Here is a 16,383-nt window from a genome sequence, read left to right on the forward strand (position 1 = left end):
TTATAACTTTAGCAATCTAGAAAAATTCCGAATAAACCCTCTAATACCTTTGTTTTCTTGTGACATCGCCGTACCTGCCACAAATCTTTCAGCTAAATTTTTTAGCGTCAATGACGCTGTAGATCGTGGAAAAGCGTTATAAAATGGAACTTGTTTCAATACAGCTTGCATAACTGCAGGGTCGTCTGGAATCGCTCCAAAGATCTTTATTTCTTTGTTTAAAAACGATTGAACGGCTAACTTCAATTTACTTGCGACCTCAATTCCTTCTTTTTGGCGCGAAACCCGATTTACGACCAATTGAAACGATAGCGCGGAATTTTGGCTATGTAATATTTTTATTACCGAATAAGCATCAGCTATCGCTGTCGGTTCAGGCGTTGTAAGGAGGATAATCTCATCCGCCGACAGATGACATTGTTGGGATTCAACGGTTAAGCCTGCACCAGTATCAATCAGAATAATATCGGCATACCCATGAAGTTTTTCTAATTCCTGAAAAAAATACTGTCTCTCCTCATCCTGTAATTGAAGAAGTTGTTGAAATCCAGAACCCCCCGCAATATATTCCAACCCGCTCGGTCCTTTTTCTAGTACACTCCAAATGCTTTTCCGTTCTCGAATCATATCCCATAAGTGATGCTTTGGGGTCGTCCCCATTAAAATATCTAAATTTGCCATGCCAATATCGAGATCGATCACTACTACTTTTTTTCCGAGCTCCATTAAACTAAGTGCAAAACATAAGGTGAAATTTGATTTCCCCACACCGCCCTTACCCGAGGCAATCGTGACAACACGGGAAATCCGCTCCTGGCTAACTAGTGAGTTAGATAATTGTCTTAATTGGTGTGCTTGATCCTGTTTCATTCTCATCTACTCCTAGAATCTTTTTTGCCATAAAAAGGGGGTCTGTCTGCATAATATCCTGAGGAACTCCCTGTCCTAAGCTCACATAGGACAATGGATACGGATAGTGATAGACCATATTAAGAGCAACTCCGAAGTATCTCGTTTCATCCCACTTTGTTAAAATAAGCTTGTCAATTGGGACAGATTTCATCTGTTCTACTATCTTCCGCATATCTCTCCAACGGGTTGTCATACTAAGCACTAAATAATTTTCCTGCGGTGCATCATAGCGTAAATATTGGTTAATTTCTTCTACATATTCATCCTCTAGATAATTTCGCCCGGCACTATCCATAAAAACCATATGGCAGCCTTTCAATGCCTCCATAGATTTTTTCAAATCGTCTGTATTGGAAACTACCTCTAACGGGATATTCAAAATCCCCGCGTACGTTTTTAACTGCTCCACAGCTGCTATCCGGTATGTATCCGTCGTCAACAATCCAACCTTCTGCTTTTGTTGAAAAACACGGGCTGCCGCTAACTTGGCAATCGTGGTCGTTTTCCCCACACCTGTAGGACCTACTAAGGTAATCAGAAACGAGGTAGAATCTGTATCTTTTGCTTTTCCTTCTTCAAAAAGCTGCTCTATCATTTCCAAGAAAAGTTGCTCTATTTCTTGGCATGTTAGTTTTTGAATGTTCTCATGTCTCATTTTCAGTTTTTTAATGATATACTCGATAACTTCTTCATCCACTTCTTGTTCCCGAAGGCGCAAAATCCATTTTTCCAACGTCTTTGGGGTACTTTGAGCTGCCATTCCATCCTTTATTATCGAAGTAATTAGTCCCTTTACCTCGGACAACTCTTTCAGCACCTCTTGCTGGGTGTTAAAGGGCTCGCAATTTGCCGGTGTTTCCTCTATCATTTTTTCAGCTTCTTTTGGCACTGCCACGTGAGTTGGCTTTTTAGCAGAATGATCTGCGGCAGCCACTACTTCTACTTGTTTTTTTCCGAAAAACCCGAAAAATCCTCTTGTTTTAATTGGCTTCGTATTTAAGATGAACGCTTCGGTCCCTAAATCATGAAAGATCATCGGATATGCTTCTGTAACGTTGTTGACAATATACGTTTTAATGATCATATATTTATCACTCCAACACTCTGCACTTCGACGTTTGGTTCCAGCTCGTTATAAGAAAGGATTGGGGTATCAGCTAATGTTCGTTCCATCATTTGCCGAACATACATCCGAATTCCCGCTGATGTTAAGATAATCGGGCGGATTCCCAGTTGTGACATTTGCTCAATTTTTTGAGAAAAAGAATGAATCATTTGGTTCGAAGATTCCGGGTCTATGGTAAGAATATCTCCCTGTTCTGTCCTTTGAATCGAATCTGCTAGTTTCTTTTCAATTCCGGCTCCGACCTGAATCGCGTGAACAACGCCATTCCGTACATATTGAGACGTTAATTGACGGGCTAAGGCTTGCCTTACATATTCCGTTAGGATGTCAGGATTTTTCGTATAGACCGAATAATCTGCGAGTGCTTCGAATATGGAGGTAAGGCTTCTGATCGAAACATTCTCCTTTAACAGCTTTTGTAACACCTTCTGAACATCACCGACAGAAAGGATATTCGGAATTAACTCATCTACTAAAGATGGCTGGTTTTCTTTCACATGATTAATTAATTGTGTCGTTTCTTCCCGTCCTAGAATTTCATGAGCATATTTGCGGATGGTTTCTGAAAGATGAGTGCTAACAATCGATGAGGGGTCGATTACGGTATAGCCGAACAGCTCTGCCTCGTCTTTCTTGTCTTCGGTAATCCATAAAGCAGGCAGCCCAAACGTCGGCTCTACGGTTTCAATTCCATCGATTCCATGTTCCTCATCACTAGGATTTAGCATCAAGAAATGATCCAAAAGAATTTCACCCTTGGCTACTTCATTCCCTTTTATTTTTATAACGTACTCATTATGGTTGAGCTGGATATTATCACGAATGCGAATGACCGGAACGACTAATCCCAAATCCAACGCAATTTGCCGGCGAATCGCCACAACCCGATCCAATAAATCCCCGCCTTGATTTACATCTGCGAGCATAATCAAACCAATCCCAAATTCAAATTCAATCGGATCCTCTCTTAGTAAGGCAAATACATTTTCCGGCTTGCGTACTTCTTCTAGCTCTTGTTCCGTTTGTGTACTCTCTATCGCTTCTTCCTGTTTCGTGCGTTTATTTTGAATGTTATATGCCGCAAATGCCAGCAATCCAGCAATCCCCCATGTAAGGAAAATGCCAATTGGTGTGACTACTCCCAGCAATGCAATACATCCGGCTACAATATACAACAGGCTCGGGTATGAAGACATTTGCTTCGTTAAATCATCACCAAGATTACCTTCAGAAGCTGCTCTCGTTACCATAATCCCTGTTGCCGTAGAAATTAACAGAGCGGGGATCTGACTCACCAGACCATCGCCAACGGATAATAGCGTAAATGTATTGATAGCTTGTGAAAAATCCATCCCATGCATGGTCATTCCAATGATAAATCCACCTATGATATTAATAATCAGAATAATAATACCTGCTATCGCATCGCCTTTTACAAATTTACTCGCACCATCCATCGAACCGTAAAAGTCCGCTTCTCGTTCGACTTTACTTCTTCTTAGGCGCGCTTCCTGATCATTGATCATTCCTGTATTTAAATCCGCATCAATGCTCATTTGTTTTCCAGGCATTGCATCTAATGTAAAGCGGGCTGCCACCTCCGCTACCCGTTCCGATCCCTTCGTTATCACTATAAATTGAATAATCACCAGAATTAAAAAGACAATAAATCCAACAACCATATTCCCGCCAATGACAAAATCTCCAAACGTTTCGATTACGGCTCCAGCTTTAGCTGTCGAAAGAATCGTCCTGGTGCTTGATACATTCAAGGCAAGACGAAAGAGAGTTGTCAGCAAAAGAAGTGCAGGAAAGATCGAGAAATCTAGCGGTTCTTTAGTGTTCATTGTAATTAATAGAATCATAATCGAGAGCGATAGATTAATGATCAGTAATATATCTAAAAGTAACGTTGGTAATGGGATAACCATCATCGCGACGATCATGATGACGGCGAGTAATACTCCGAGATTTTTTATACTCACTTCTTTCCCTCCTCTACTTGCTTAAAGTCCCTTTTACTTTATAAACGTAAGCCAACACTTCCGCTACTGCTTTAAATAGCTCTTCTGGAATTTCTTCTCCAATCTCAACACTTGCATATAATGTTCTAGCTAATGGTTTGTTCTCCATGATGACCACCCGATGCTCCTTCGCCACTTCCCTCATTTTAAGGGCTAAATAATCTGCACCTTTCGCCATCACAACCGGCACCTTCGTTTTCCCCGCCTCATAAGCAATCGCAACCGCAAAATGAGTCGGATTGGTCACCACTACCTGGGCATTTGGAATTTCCTGCATCATTCTTGCACTTGAAATCTGGCGCTGTTTTTCCTTGATTTTATGTTTAATTAACGGGTCACCCTCAGATTTTTTATGTTCGTCTTTAATGTCTTGTTTACTCATCCGCAAATTTTTAGCATGATCAAACCGTTGATAAAACAGATCCGCTACGCCAATGACCATGTAGACAGCAGAAATAACCATTCCCAGCTTCACCGTAAGGGAACCAATAAATCGTATCATCCTTAGCGGTTCCATTTGCGGCATTTGGAGGAGCATATTTTTTTGCTGCCAGAGAAAAATTCCTGTTACCGTCAAAATCACCACTAGTTTTAAAACCGATTTTACAAACTCCACTAAGGTTCTTGCCGAAAAAAGGCGCTTTGCACCTTCAACCGGATTGATTTTTTTTAGATCCATTTTGATCGCTTCGCCTGAAACAAGAAACCCCACCTGCGCTAACGTAGACACATAACCACCCAGCCAGGCTGCCAATATAATGGGACCCGCAATCATCACACCATCCTTTAAAAGCGTAACGAATAACAATGAAATCGATTGTTGGGTTAAATCCATCACTAGCCAATCCGTGAAACTTTGCCGATACATAATTAAGAATCGATCAGCCATCTGCTCCCCGTAAAAGGACAGGAAAGAAAAAGAACATAATAGGACAACAGCATTTGATAAATCGGCACTTTTGGCTACCTGTCCTTTTTTCCTTGCTTCTTGCTTTTTTTGAGGCGTAGCTTTTTCAGTTTTCTCAGCAAATAGCTGTAAATCTAATGTAAGGTACATCGTTTAAGCCCCTAGTATCTTTAGCATTTGTTCTAAGGAGTGAATCATCGTCTGAACGAGCTTTTCCATTACGATTATAAAGACCGGTATGAATATAAATAACACGATAAAATGAACAACCATTTTGACCGGAATTCCGACAACAAAAAGATTCATTTGTGGTACTGTCTTGGCTAAAATCCCAAGCGCAATATCCACCAAGAAAATCGTAGCAACAATCGGTGCAGCTATTAAAATCGCTATCCAGAACATGTCTTTCACAATCATTAGCGATAATTGAACCAGGTTTTCCGAAACTCCAGAAGGCAGCCAGCCATCAATGGGAATCCAATTGTAACTTGTTAATACTCCTCTAATCAGGATATGATGACCGTCAATCGACAAAAAAAATAACATCGCCAAAATGTAGAAATATCTTCCTGTAAGATTCTCTTGGATTCCGGTTTGTGGATTAAACATCGTCGCCATCGCAAAACCACTCTGCAAGTCGATAAAGCCTCCGGCCAGCTGAACGGCATACAACAAAAGATTTGTGAAAAATCCTAAGCATAGACCTACAAGGACTTCTTTTAAAACAAGCAGAATAAAAGTAGAATCCATTTCAATCATCTGTTCAGGCTGAATCAAGCCAACCACTAGCAAACTGATAAAAAAAGCACTCCCCCATTTAAATGGCGCAGGAATTTGCCGCTCCATCCATAACGGCGCTGTCACAAAGAAGCAAGTTAAGCGAACAAACACTAACAAAAATAACGGCAAAAGAGTTAAGATATTCATCCTATTACCCTATAAAACGTGTTAGGTTGGACAGGATATTCCTGGTGTAATCCACAAGATGAGTGAGCATCCATGGTCCAAAAAACAGTAAACTGACAAATACGGCAATAATTTTCGGTGCGAAAGCCAGAGTCTGTTCTTGAATTTGCGTAATCGCTTGGAAAATACTAATAATTAATCCGACCGCCAAGGCAACTCCTAAAACAGGGGCCAAAACGAGGATGGTTAAATAGATCGAGCTTTGCGCAAGCCCCATAATGCTGTCTGGTGTCATAAAGTTACTCCTTATTTAAAGCTTACGAACAAAGATTGCACGACCAAGTTCCATCCATCTACTAAAATAAATAAGAGAATTTTAAAGGGCAGTGAAATGAGCGAAGGCGGCACCATCATCATCCCCATTGCCATCAGAACACTTGCGACAATCATGTCGATAATAATAAAAGGGATAAAGATTAAAAAACCCATTTGGAAAGCTGTTTTAAGCTCACTAATCGCAAAGGCCGGAACCAATGCGGTTAGCGGAATATCTTCAATCGATTGGATGTTTTTCGTGTTTCTGTATTCTAGAAAGAGCTTTAAATCACTTTCACGGGTTTGCTTTGCCATAAACTCTTTCATAGGAGCAACGCCTTTGTCCAACGCGTCTTCCTGATTCATCTTTCCATCTAGAAAAGGCTGAAGAGCTTGTTGGTTCACCTCTTGAAAGGTCGGTCCCATGACAAAAAAGGTTAAGATGATACTCAGCCCCATAATGACTTGAGTCGGCGGCATTTGCTGCGTCCCAAGTGCCGTCCGGACAAAGGATAGAACAATCGCAATCCTCGTAAACGAGGTCATTAATAGTAGAATACTAGGAGCTACCGATAAAATCGTGAGCAGGAGGATTAACTTAATCGATAAGGCAGTGCCCTCTAAATCGTCCGATTCTCCCATATTAAATTGAATCCCTGGAATGGAAGTTGTATCGATTTCAGCAAAAACAGGATCATGTCCTAAAAATAAGAGTAAAGGTGTAAGAAGGATTAGTTTTTTCATCCATTCTCCCCCCTTTTTTGTTGGTCAGAGTCGGATTTCACTTCTTTTAATTGCTTTAAGAGAAGTTCATCCCACTTTTCCTGTGAGGTCTTCTTAAGTTGAGACCCCCATTTTGTTACCGTGTCAATTGGTTTTTCCGCAGCTGATTCGAGAAGCCTTCTTTGTTCTTCACCAGGAGGGATGGTTCGAATGAGATTCACATCTTCCCCCACACCTAATAGGTATAAGGTATCTCCCACCATCACCATTTGTAAGGATCGATTATTACCGAGTGAATGCCCGCCCAGTGCATGAAACGGACCCCCTCCAGAGTACATCTTCGTTTTCTTAGATAGGTATTTTAGTACGATAAAAAGAAGGAACAAGATTAACAGGAAAGAACCGATAAATTTTAACGCATAAGGTACCACAGAAGCCTTTGCGGGTTCGGGATTTGCTTTAGCTTCCGATTGATCTGCCGGTGATTCTTTTTCGAATTGTTCATACACGGTTCCCTCTTTTGCTTTAGCGACCGTTAGTGGTAAAAGGGAAACTAGCAGACTGATCGTTAGTATTCTAATCCATTTTTTCCATGTACACACAAGACTGTCCCTCTCACTTGATTTTTTTCTCTCTTTCCTGATCGGGGATCACATCTGTAATCCTGATAGCAAATTTGTCATCCATGACAACTACCTCGCCGACAGCAATCGAATGTTTATTAACCAGCACATCCACGTATTCTCCTGCTAGTTTATTTAAGCCAATAACCGAACCCTTTTGCAGTTGAAGAATTTCGCGAACCGTTTTTTTGGATCTTCCCAGTTCAAAAGAGACTTGAAGAGACACATCCGTTAATAGTTGTATTTGTTTTTTTTCGGCAGCTGCGGGTGCCTGGTCTGGAAGTGGTGAAAACAGCACCGATTGAACTGCTCCATACGATCTGGTCTTCTGTTCCTTCACGTTTGTCCGCTCCTTTCAAAAGAGGGTTCTACATGGATAGACGTTGATGAAAATGGCGAATTGCAGCCATTTCATCCATCAGATCCTGCTCGATTTTTTTCTGTTTCTGGACATATTTCTCAAACGATTTGTCACGCAAATGACTCCATGTTTTTTCATCTTTTTGCTTATCTAATAGATTTAGTTTCTTAACTTCGATTTCTTTATCAATCAGATTGATCTGTTCTTCTAACCTAGACATTTTTCTGTTTAAATACGTAAGATACTCATTTCGTTGTTGGATATCTGCAATGGAGGCAGTCCCTTTTCCCGTTTCCACCTGTTGTAAAAATAGGTTTCTTTTCTGATCCAAGGACCGATGTTCTTCCTTGATAACTTCCTTTTTCCTCCCAATCTGCCCCAACTCTACTAAAGCTTGCTCTTTTTCCTTTTCCTTAAGGTTTAAAATATGAATATATGAAAATTGAAAGGTCACAGTCGTCCATCCTCCCCAAATTTAGTTAGCAGTTGTTCAATGGTAGATTCTATCGATGGGGATTCATTTGTCCCTTGCTTCACAAATTGATCAATCCATTCCTTCACATCCACAGCCCGGTCAATCTCCCGGTCCGTTCCCCTCTTGTAAGCCCCAATTTGAATTAAATCCTCGGCATTTTGATACACACTTTTATGCTGCTTTAGTATCTCCGCTGCTTGTAAATGTTCACGAGTCACAATCTCACTCATCACTCGGCTTACACTCGATAAAACATCAATCGCCGGATAAACTCCTTTTCGAGCAAGGTTCCGGTCTAAGACGATATGACCATCCAAAATCCCGCGAACTGTATCGGAAATCGGTTCATTCATATCGTCCCCATCTACCAATACCGTATAAAAAGCAGTAATACTGCCATTTGCATTCGTTCCTGCCCTCTCCAATAATCGCGGCAGCAAAGCAAACACGGAGGGTGTGTATCCTTTCGTTGCTGGAGGTTCACCAATCGCCAAACCGATTTCCCTTTGTGCCATCGCATAACGCGTGACAGAATCCAGCATTAAATTGACATTCATCCCTTGGTCACGGAAAAACTCAGCAATGGCAGTAGCAATCATTGCTCCTTTGATTCGAATCAGCGCCGGCTGATCTGAAGTGGCTGCGACAACAACCGACTTTTTCAACCCTTCCTCACCTAAATCCCGTTCAATGAAATCCAATACTTCCCGGCCACGTTCACCAATTAATCCGATGACATTGACATCTGCTTCTGTGTTCCTGGCAATCATGCCAAGAAGGGTACTTTTCCCTACACCGCTGCCTGCAAAGACCCCTACCCTTTGTCCTTTTCCAACGGTTAAAAGCCCGTCAATCGTTCGAACACCTACACTCAATGGTTCTGTAATCCTCGGTCTAGTTAAGGGGTTCGGAGGGAGATTATCCGTTCCAGCTGTAAGGAGTCCCGCTGGAAGTGTACTTCCGTCCATCGGATTCCCAAGTCCATCCAGCACTTTACCTAAAAGGTCCATTCCTACCTTAACAGTTAACGGTTTTCCCGTTGATACAACATCACAACCAGGTGCAATCGATTGAAGTTCTCCGAGCGGCATCAATAAAACTTTATGATTACGAAATCCTACCACTTCTGCTTTGATTGGTTTCTGCTGCTGCGGGGAAAAGATATGACAGATATCTCCCAGTTTCACATCAGGACCTTGAGACTCAATGGTTAAACCAATCACCTGTGTTACTTTTCCATTCATTTTGATTGGATTAATGGTTTCTAGCATATCGAGATAGGATTTACTATTCCATTTACTCACGCGAATCCCCCTGTTGATAAGCAAGCAGCACTTTTTTGATTTCACTTAGCTGTACATCAATTCTCGCATCCACACTGCCAGATGAGGTTCGAATAATGCAACCACCCTGCTGGATTGAATAATCTGGGAAAACTTTTATCTCTACCTGTCCGTTGTCCATGGCGAGTAATTGCTCTCTCTGCTTTTGAACAAATGAGAAATCTTCAGGAGCCACACCAATTGAAATAGAGTCGGTCTCGTAAACAGATGATAGCGTCTGTTTAATAATATGGAGTAAAGCGTCAGGATGAGTTTTCAATTCTTGTTGTATCACCTTTTGGGCAATTGCCATCGTCAATTCAATCACAAACGGGTCAGCCTCTTGAATAATAGCAGCTTTTTCTTGATACGCTTGCTCTAATATATCCGCTGCTTTTTGCAAATGGATTTGATACTGTTCCTTTGCATGCTGAATGCCATCCTCGATTCCAAGCTGATAGCCTTCTGCATACCCCCGCCGTTTTTCTTCTTCCAACTGTGAACGAAAACTTTCCTCTTCTCTTGTTCGCCACTCGTTTAATTCTTGTTGTGCACGTTCCTTTTTCTGCGCTAACTCCAACAGTAATTCTTCTTTCTCAAGATCAACAAATGGCGACGGCGGCATATCTTCCGCCAACATTTGCTCTCGTGTAGGTACACCGACAACTTTTTGACCATTTTGTGCTACGACATTAAATGATTTTACGAGTCTAGATGACACGATTCTCTTCCCCATTTCGAGAAATGATGATGACACCGTCTTCCTCTAATTTACGAATGACCGTTACAATTCTGCCTTGTGCATCTTCCACATCTTTCACACGAACTTGTTCATTAGAGTTCAACAATTCTTCAAGACCCTCTTCGCGTCGTTTTGAAATGTTTCGATAAACCGCATCTTTTACACCCTGTGTTGTCATTCTTAATGCCAGATACAGGTCTTGATTTTGGACATCCATTAGAATCCGCTGAACGGAGCGATTATCAAGATAGGCAATATCATCGAACACAAACATCCTTTGTTTGATTTCATTGGCTAATTCAGGATCCTGACTCTCCAATGTTTCAAGAATATTTTTTTCCGTTCCGCGGTCCACACTGCTTAAAATACTGACAATACTATCAATTCCTTTTTGTGCTTCGTGCTTTTGAGAGCTTGTCATCGTTAATTTTTCTTGTAAAACCTGCTCAACTTGATGAATAATTTCCGGTGACGCGGTGTCCATCATCGCAATCCGCTTCGCAATTTCAATTTGTCTTTCCGGTGGAAAGGTGGAAAGTGTCGCTGCTGCCTTTTCTGCATCTAAGTAGGATAAAACCAAGGCAACAGTTTGAGCATTTTCATATTGAAGTAAAAGAAAAATTTGTGATTGCTCGACCTGCTGGATAAACTGAAATGGTCTGTTATTGGTCCGATTGCCCATCCGTTTGAGAAAACCTGCGGCTTTATCTGGACCAAAGGTGCGTTTTAATAATTCTGTTGCCGTATCAATTCCTCCATACGAAACGATATTGGAGTCGATGGCCAGTTGATGAAATTCCCTTATGATCTTCTCTTTTACATCGGAGGTAACCCTGCGCAATTCGGTAATTTCCTTTGTGATACTCTCTATTTCATTCTCTTCTAAATGTTTCATAATCCCCGCAGAAACATCCGGTCCGACGGAAAGCAATAATATTGCTGCCTTTTGTGTGTTTGTATACTGTTCCATCTGATCGCTCCCTTAACCCTAATCCCTTGAAAGCCAATTTCGCAGCAGTCCAACAAATTCTTCGGGCTGTTGCATAGCCATTTCTTCCACTTGCTTTTTAATGGCGACTTTTTCATCTTCCTTCAACTCAACAGGCTTAACCGGTGCTTCTTGAAAAATAGGAAATGGATCCTCCTCTTCCTCTTTTGATTTTCTCCGGCGCACTAAAGTGAATAGGACAATTAATAAAACCAATCCGCCAGCACCAATAAGGGCATACTTCCACCAAGCCCCTGCTGGGAGGATACTGGATTCCTCCTCTATTTGCGGCATTTCTGCTTTCCCATTAAATTCCTGAGAGAACACAGTAATTCGTGATTGTATATCTTGATCGGTTAAAGCGGGATTTGAACTTAATGCTGTTTGAACCACATTTGAAAGTATTTGTTGAATACTATCTTTCGTATCCTGTGTTAAGGATGCAGGTTTCTCTGGATCAGGGGGTTCCACACCGACATTGATGGTCAAATCCTCAATTTTATAAGGACTCTGAACAATCTCATTTGTAATTCGATTCACTTCATAGTTCACACGTTTTTCTAATTCTTCAGAAGTATTTTCTTGAGATGGGTTCGTACCTGCATATCCGGCAATATCCGTTTCTCCGGTTCCATCCACACCGGCAGCCATATCTTTACCACTGTATTTTTTCGATATCTCCTCGACGCTGACGGCAATGCCTTCATTTTCAGCTGCTGGTTCTACTAAATCCTCTCGCGTTTTCACTTGATCAAAATTTAGGCGTACAAAGGCTTGAACGAGGACTTTGTTATGACCCATAATCGTTCCGAGTATCTGTTGCAGATCTTTTTGAATATCCGCTTCAATATCTTTCTGAATCTTCCGTTGCTGGTCATAGTTATCTAATGCACCCGTCAATTGTTCCGGCAGATCCAATCCTTGCCCACCCTGGTCCGTCATCACAATATTTTCTTTAGGCAGGTTCGGAACACTCTTTGAAACTAAATGATATAAAACCTGAATTTCCTTTGGTTCTAATTCATATCCCGGCTCCAGTTCAATGACTGCGGAGGCTGAGGCTTGATCCTTCTCACCCGGTTGGACAAACAAGCTTTTCTGAGGAGTTGTGATCACAACAGCAGCATTTTTTACCCCTTCGACATGCCGCAGCAGATCGGCCACTTCTCCTTGAAGCGCCTCTTTTTCCATTGCATCCAACTGACGATCCGTTGCCCCAAACTGCAAATCCTTTGTCATATCAAAAAAACTGATGGTGCCTGTTTCGGGAAGACCTTTTGAAGCCAATGAAACTAATAAATTATCAACATCTTCCTGTGGCACCAGAATCGTTGTCCCGTTACGATCCAGTTTATAACCGGTATAGCCTTCTTGATCCAATTCTGCTTTGATATCGCCAATTTCCTTTTGACTCATCTCATTTGTGAATAATGGGACATAAGTGGATCTTGATAGAAAAAAGATAGAGAGAGACAAAGCTACTATGATGGTGATAAAAATTCCAATAAATAGAAACTTTCTTTTTTTACTGACCGAATTCCAAAAATATATGTATTTTTCTTTAAAGTCACGTATTTGTTGATTCATGCTCACTCCACTATTTCATCTGTAAATTTTACTAGATTTGCATTCTCATCATTTCTTGATAGGCTTCAACCGCTTTGTCTCGTACTTGTGTCGTTAGTGATACGGCAATACTTGCTTTTTGTGCGGCAATGGTGACATCGTGTAAATTAATGGCTTCCCCTTTTGCCAGCGATAGAGACTTCGATTCAAAGTCTTTCACCGCACCATTTGCTTCCTGGATATACTGTTTCAATATCGACCCAAAAGAGGAAGAAGAATCCGTCGGACTTTGAGTCTTATTAATCGTTGGTAAACTATTCGTAAACGCTTGAATATTTGATATGTTCATCGTCTATTTCCCACCTTATCTTCCAATCTCAAGAGCTTTCACCAGCATCGATTTGCCTGCATTAAACGCTGTTATATTGGCTTCGTAGGCACGTGATGCTGCCATTAAATCGACCATTTCCTTTGTTACATCTACATTCGGCATCATCACATAGCCTTGCTCATTGCTATCAGGGTTCGAGGGATCATACACTGCCTGAAACGGACTTGTATCTTCTACGATTTTATTTACTTGGACTCCAGAGAGTTCTCTCTGCAGATAATTGGCAAACGATGAGGTCTGGTTTGCGGTCACTTCTACCATTTTTCTGCGATATGGGACCCATTCTCCGTTAACAAATTGCCCTCTTGTCGTGTTCGCATTCGCAATATTAGAGGAAACGACATCTAACTTTAAACGATTGGCTGTTAAAGCAGATCCGCTAATCGAAAGAGATTGAAATATCGACATTTTTCTGATCACCTCGCCCTAATCGATGTTTTTAATAAATTAAACTCTTCATTCAATCCATATGTTAACGATTGATACCAAATGGTATTTTCACTTAGCTTCGTCATTTCATAATCTAAATCCACACCATTACCGCTGTTTTGGAAAACGGTATTTTCCTGTTCAAGCTTAGGAGAAGGAAGTCGAGATGTTTCTCCGATCAGGACATGCTTTGCATTCGTGCGGTTCCCAATAAACTGACTCTTTACTTCTTGCTGCAGCAATTCCTCAAAGGATACCTTCGTAGGTTTAAAATAAGGGGTATTTACATTGGCGATATTATTTGAAATGGACTTTTGACGTAAAGATGAGGCATCTAAAGCTCTCGACATAATCCCAATCATCTGATTCATTTTTTCACCCACTTTTAAAAATCTTTTAAACTACAATGATTTCATCGCTTGTGCCCAAGTTGTTTTTAACTCCTGAAACATTCCCTCTATTTCCTTAAGAATCTCGATGTCTTTCGTCATATTCGCTTCAATCAATCTTTGTTTCATATAATCATAGAGAGAAAAAAGAGAGTTTGATGCTTCAATCTCCATGTTTAACGTCACCATGAGTTCCGTAATAATTTCTTGGGTTTTCATAATCAAAGAATGTGCCTTCGCTGGATCTTTTTTCTCAATCGCCAGCTTTGCCTGATTCAGAAACTTCACGCCGCCATTATAGAGCATGAATGTCAGCTCTTCTGGTTTTGCCATCATGATTTGATTTCTTTGGTAGATTTCATTTGGATTTATCATCTTTTTAGCTCCTCCTTTACTTCTTACTGTCATAAAAAACTCCCTTTGACACCGTGACCCGATCTTCATACTGACTTCTAAGGTATTGTTCATTTTGTGCGTAACGAACACGTTTGGACAGTTGTTTCATCGTTTGTTGCATCTGGTTTTGAATTTCCTTTTCAAGAGCTGTAAGTTCGGTTAGCTGCACTTGAATTATTTCATTCATGAGGACTATTCCAGCTTGAGCATCCAACTTATTAATAGTAGAAATACAAACTTCCCTCTGTTCGATCAAACCGGGTACCTTTTCCTCTTCCCCTCTATGCAAAGCGTGCAATATCGCCTTCGATAGCTCAAAATATTGCTTCAACTGCGTTTCTTTTTCCTCTATCATCTTTTCCTCACCCTAATGATTGTCATAAAGGAGATTGGCAAATTTCCTTTATTCTTACTCCGAAGTGCTCTTCAATAACAATAACTTCACCTTTTGCAATCAACTTGTTGTTCACATACACATCAACGGGTTCTCCAGCCATCTTGTCTAATTCGACAATCGACCCACTGGTTAATTCAAGAACTTCGCTAATTTTCTTTTTAGTTCTTCCCAACTCCACAACAATCTCTAAGGGAATATCTAATAGGAGGTCCAAATTCATTTTTTCATTTAGGCTTTGCCCAACATCATCCGACGCAAGCTCCGTAAATTGAAACTGTTCATTGATTACACTCTGTTTGCTGTTTCCAAGAAGTGCATCCATTTCATCTTGTGTGAGTTTCCCCTTTTCAACCATTTTTGCCTTCTCCTTCTATCAAGTGCTCAATCTTAACGGCAACTCTGGACTTCTTAGTTCCCGGGTGGGCTAAGAACTTCATTTCTTCATTAACCCTTACTTGCAGAGGCTCATCCACCAACTGGTTTAATTGAATGACATCATTTACATTTAACCCAAGAATTTCTTCCATCGTAATCGTCGCTCTTCCTAACTCTGTTATAACCGGAACAATTAAATGCTCAATCCGTTCTTGTAAAAATTCACTTTCTTCCTTGTTTTTTACCCATTTTCCATGACCGTACCAATTATGAGAGGATAACTTGGGAATAAACGGTTCTAACAATATGTATGGAATACAAAGATGCATGGTTTCTTCCACTTTTCCAACTGTTAGGTGGAAAGCGATGACGATGACCGTCTCCGTCGGGATTCCCAATTGTAAAAACTGCGGATTTGTTTCCATGTTTAAAAACTTGAGCGGGAGCACCATAATATCACTCCAGGCTTTCCGCAGGATTTGAACGACACCCTCCAATAGACGCTTTAATACGTTGGCTTCAATGGGAGTTAAGGCAGACCGCCCCCATCCCTCCGCAGTTCCTTTGCCGCCTAATAGTCGATCAATCATCACAAAAGCCATTTCAGGCTTTATATCCATCGCCATTCGGATCCCTTGTTCACCTGATTCAAACACACTTAAAATCGTGGTGTCCGGCAGCTGGTTAATAAATTCCTCATACAGCATTTGTTCCACCGTAGTGACCTCTACTTGGACAAACGAACGTAACTCAGATGAAATAAAGGATGCAAGCTGATAAGCAAAGTTCTCATGGATTCTCGTCAGCACCCGCACCTGCTCCATCGATAACCGCAATGCTTTTTTAAAATCATATACTTTCAAATTGGTAGAGGTACCGCCAATTTGGGAATTTGAAACACGATAATCCATTCAATCACCCCTCTCCCTTCCGAATTGACTGATAAAAAAACAACAAAAAAGACGAGACCACTCCGAAGAATAGTCTCGTCCATAGATAAATAAACTAATAGATAA

The 16,383-nt window shown here is 41.0% G+C and carries 20 protein-coding genes and 1 pseudogene; all 21 read right to left on the reverse strand.

What is annotated here, in order from left to right; genetic code table 11:
• Nucleotides 1-870, reverse strand: a complete 870-nt coding sequence (locus TR08_RS12105; RefSeq protein ID WP_045518425.1) for a MinD/ParA family protein — start codon at nt 868-870, stop codon at nt 1-3.
• Complete coding sequence (gene flhF / locus TR08_RS12110; protein ID WP_045518426.1) at nt 830-1,996, reverse strand: flagellar biosynthesis protein FlhF; 1,167 nt, start codon at nt 1,994-1,996, stop codon at nt 830-832. The genes TR08_RS12105 and flhF overlap by 41 nt, the downstream gene beginning before the upstream one ends.
• Nucleotides 1,993-4,023: a flagellar biosynthesis protein FlhA gene (flhA, locus tag TR08_RS12115; protein WP_045518427.1), complete on the reverse strand. Its 2,031-nt coding sequence runs from the start codon at nt 4,021-4,023 to the stop codon at nt 1,993-1,995. Before flhA ends, flhF begins: the two co-directional genes overlap by 4 nt.
• Nucleotides 4,024-4,036: 13 nt before the next feature.
• On the reverse strand, nt 4,037-5,119 hold the full coding sequence (gene flhB, locus TR08_RS31910; RefSeq protein ID WP_045518428.1) for a flagellar biosynthesis protein FlhB: 1,083 nt from the start codon (nt 5,117-5,119) through the stop codon (nt 4,037-4,039).
• A 3-nt stretch (nt 5,120-5,122) separates the two neighbouring features.
• On the reverse strand, nt 5,123-5,896 hold the full coding sequence (gene fliR / locus TR08_RS31915) for a flagellar biosynthetic protein FliR (RefSeq protein WP_045518429.1): 774 nt from the start codon (nt 5,894-5,896) through the stop codon (nt 5,123-5,125).
• Between the two features lie 4 nt (nt 5,897-5,900).
• On the reverse strand, nt 5,901-6,170 hold the full coding sequence (gene fliQ, locus TR08_RS12130) for a flagellar biosynthesis protein FliQ (protein WP_045518430.1): 270 nt from the start codon (nt 6,168-6,170) through the stop codon (nt 5,901-5,903).
• An 11-nt stretch (nt 6,171-6,181) separates the two neighbouring features.
• Nucleotides 6,182-6,934 carry a flagellar type III secretion system pore protein FliP gene (gene fliP, locus TR08_RS12135; protein WP_045518431.1) on the reverse strand — a complete coding sequence of 251 codons (753 nt, stop codon included), beginning with the start codon at nt 6,932-6,934 and terminating at the stop codon, nt 6,182-6,184.
• On the reverse strand, nt 6,931-7,515 hold the full coding sequence (locus tag TR08_RS12140; RefSeq protein ID WP_045518432.1) for a flagellar biosynthetic protein FliO: 585 nt from the start codon (nt 7,513-7,515) through the stop codon (nt 6,931-6,933). Before TR08_RS12140 ends, fliP begins: the two co-directional genes overlap by 4 nt.
• Nucleotides 7,516-7,528: 13 nt before the next feature.
• A complete protein-coding gene (fliN, locus tag TR08_RS12145; RefSeq protein ID WP_045518433.1) occupies nt 7,529-7,876 on the reverse strand; it encodes a flagellar motor switch protein FliN in 348 nt (115 codons plus the stop codon).
• A gap of 28 nt (nt 7,877-7,904) precedes the next feature.
• On the reverse strand, nt 7,905-8,351 hold the full coding sequence (gene fliJ, locus TR08_RS12150; RefSeq protein ID WP_045518434.1) for a flagellar export protein FliJ: 447 nt from the start codon (nt 8,349-8,351) through the stop codon (nt 7,905-7,907).
• Nucleotides 8,348-9,643, reverse strand: a complete 1,296-nt coding sequence (fliI, locus tag TR08_RS12155) for a flagellar protein export ATPase FliI (protein ID WP_045518650.1) — start codon at nt 9,641-9,643, stop codon at nt 8,348-8,350. Before fliI ends, fliJ begins: the two co-directional genes overlap by 4 nt.
• A 25-nt stretch (nt 9,644-9,668) precedes the next feature.
• Nucleotides 9,669-10,415 (reverse strand): FliH/SctL family protein, encoded by a 747-nt coding sequence (locus TR08_RS12160; RefSeq protein ID WP_052427439.1) that lies wholly within the window; start codon nt 10,413-10,415, stop codon nt 9,669-9,671.
• Nucleotides 10,405-11,406: a flagellar motor switch protein FliG gene (gene fliG, locus TR08_RS12165; protein ID WP_045518435.1), complete on the reverse strand. Its 1,002-nt coding sequence runs from the start codon at nt 11,404-11,406 to the stop codon at nt 10,405-10,407. The genes TR08_RS12160 and fliG overlap by 11 nt, the downstream gene beginning before the upstream one ends.
• Nucleotides 11,407-11,424: 18 nt before the next feature.
• Entirely contained in the window at nt 11,425-13,011 is a 1,587-nt protein-coding gene (gene fliF, locus TR08_RS12170; RefSeq protein WP_045518436.1) for a flagellar basal-body MS-ring/collar protein FliF, read from the reverse strand.
• A gap of 31 nt (nt 13,012-13,042) precedes the next feature.
• A complete protein-coding gene (gene fliE, locus TR08_RS12175; RefSeq protein ID WP_045518437.1) occupies nt 13,043-13,339 on the reverse strand; it encodes a flagellar hook-basal body complex protein FliE in 297 nt (98 codons plus the stop codon).
• A 15-nt stretch (nt 13,340-13,354) separates the two neighbouring features.
• Nucleotides 13,355-13,789, reverse strand: a complete 435-nt coding sequence (flgC, locus tag TR08_RS12180; protein WP_045518438.1) for a flagellar basal body rod protein FlgC — start codon at nt 13,787-13,789, stop codon at nt 13,355-13,357.
• Between the two features lie 8 nt (nt 13,790-13,797).
• A complete protein-coding gene (gene flgB / locus TR08_RS12185; protein ID WP_045518439.1) occupies nt 13,798-14,181 on the reverse strand; it encodes a flagellar basal body rod protein FlgB in 384 nt (127 codons plus the stop codon).
• Between the two features lie 30 nt (nt 14,182-14,211).
• Nucleotides 14,212-14,574, reverse strand: a complete 363-nt coding sequence (gene fliS / locus TR08_RS12190; protein WP_045518654.1) for a flagellar export chaperone FliS — start codon at nt 14,572-14,574, stop codon at nt 14,212-14,214.
• 16 nt (nt 14,575-14,590) lie between these two features.
• On the reverse strand, nt 14,591-14,950 hold the full coding sequence (locus tag TR08_RS12195; protein ID WP_045518440.1) for a hypothetical protein: 360 nt from the start codon (nt 14,948-14,950) through the stop codon (nt 14,591-14,593).
• Nucleotides 14,951-14,972: 22 nt separating this feature from the next.
• Nucleotides 14,973-15,218: pseudogene (fliN, locus tag TR08_RS12200) on the reverse strand (flagellar motor switch protein FliN); the annotation flags it as partial.
• 121 nt (nt 15,219-15,339) lie between these two features.
• Nucleotides 15,340-16,278 carry a flagellar motor switch protein FliM gene (gene fliM / locus TR08_RS12205; protein WP_045518442.1) on the reverse strand — a complete coding sequence of 313 codons (939 nt, stop codon included), beginning with the start codon at nt 16,276-16,278 and terminating at the stop codon, nt 15,340-15,342.
• Nucleotides 16,279-16,383: the final 105 nt, after the last annotated feature.

Origin of the sequence: Neobacillus niacini (assembly GCF_000759675.1) — a bacterium.
Taxonomy (GTDB): domain Bacteria; phylum Bacillota; class Bacilli; order Bacillales; family Cytobacillaceae; genus Neobacillus; species Neobacillus niacini_A.

What these genes read in the sequence shown, in the direction of transcription:
- TR08_RS12105 (WP_045518425.1), bottom strand. Translation starts at nt 870, where the DNA reads ATGAAACAGGATCAAGCACACCAATTAAGACAATTATCTAACTCACTA.
- flhF (WP_045518426.1), bottom strand. Translation starts at nt 1,996, where the DNA reads ATGATCATTAAAACGTATATTGTCAACAACGTTACAGAAGCATATCCG.
- flhB (WP_045518428.1), bottom strand. Translation starts at nt 5,119, where the DNA reads ATGTACCTTACATTAGATTTACAGCTATTTGCTGAGAAAACTGAAAAA.
- fliR (WP_045518429.1), bottom strand. Translation starts at nt 5,896, where the DNA reads ATGAATATCTTAACTCTTTTGCCGTTATTTTTGTTAGTGTTTGTTCGC.
- fliQ (WP_045518430.1), bottom strand. Translation starts at nt 6,170, where the DNA reads ATGACACCAGACAGCATTATGGGGCTTGCGCAAAGCTCGATCTATTTA.
- fliP (WP_045518431.1), bottom strand. Translation starts at nt 6,934, where the DNA reads ATGAAAAAACTAATCCTTCTTACACCTTTACTCTTATTTTTAGGACAT.
- fliI (WP_045518650.1), bottom strand. Translation starts at nt 9,643, where the DNA reads ATGCTAGAAACCATTAATCCAATCAAAATGAATGGAAAAGTAACACAG.
- fliG (WP_045518435.1), bottom strand. Translation starts at nt 11,406, where the DNA reads ATGGAACAGTATACAAACACACAAAAGGCAGCAATATTATTGCTTTCC.
- fliF (WP_045518436.1), bottom strand. Translation starts at nt 13,011, where the DNA reads ATGAATCAACAAATACGTGACTTTAAAGAAAAATACATATATTTTTGG.
- fliE (WP_045518437.1), bottom strand. Translation starts at nt 13,339, where the DNA reads ATGAACATATCAAATATTCAAGCGTTTACGAATAGTTTACCAACGATT.
- flgC (WP_045518438.1), bottom strand. Translation starts at nt 13,789, where the DNA reads ATGTCGATATTTCAATCTCTTTCGATTAGCGGATCTGCTTTAACAGCC.
- flgB (WP_045518439.1), bottom strand. Translation starts at nt 14,181, where the DNA reads ATGAATCAGATGATTGGGATTATGTCGAGAGCTTTAGATGCCTCATCT.
- fliS (WP_045518654.1), bottom strand. Translation starts at nt 14,574, where the DNA reads ATGATAAATCCAAATGAAATCTACCAAAGAAATCAAATCATGATGGCA.
- TR08_RS12195 (WP_045518440.1), bottom strand. Translation starts at nt 14,950, where the DNA reads ATGATAGAGGAAAAAGAAACGCAGTTGAAGCAATATTTTGAGCTATCG.
- fliM (WP_045518442.1), bottom strand. Translation starts at nt 16,278, where the DNA reads ATGGATTATCGTGTTTCAAATTCCCAAATTGGCGGTACCTCTACCAAT.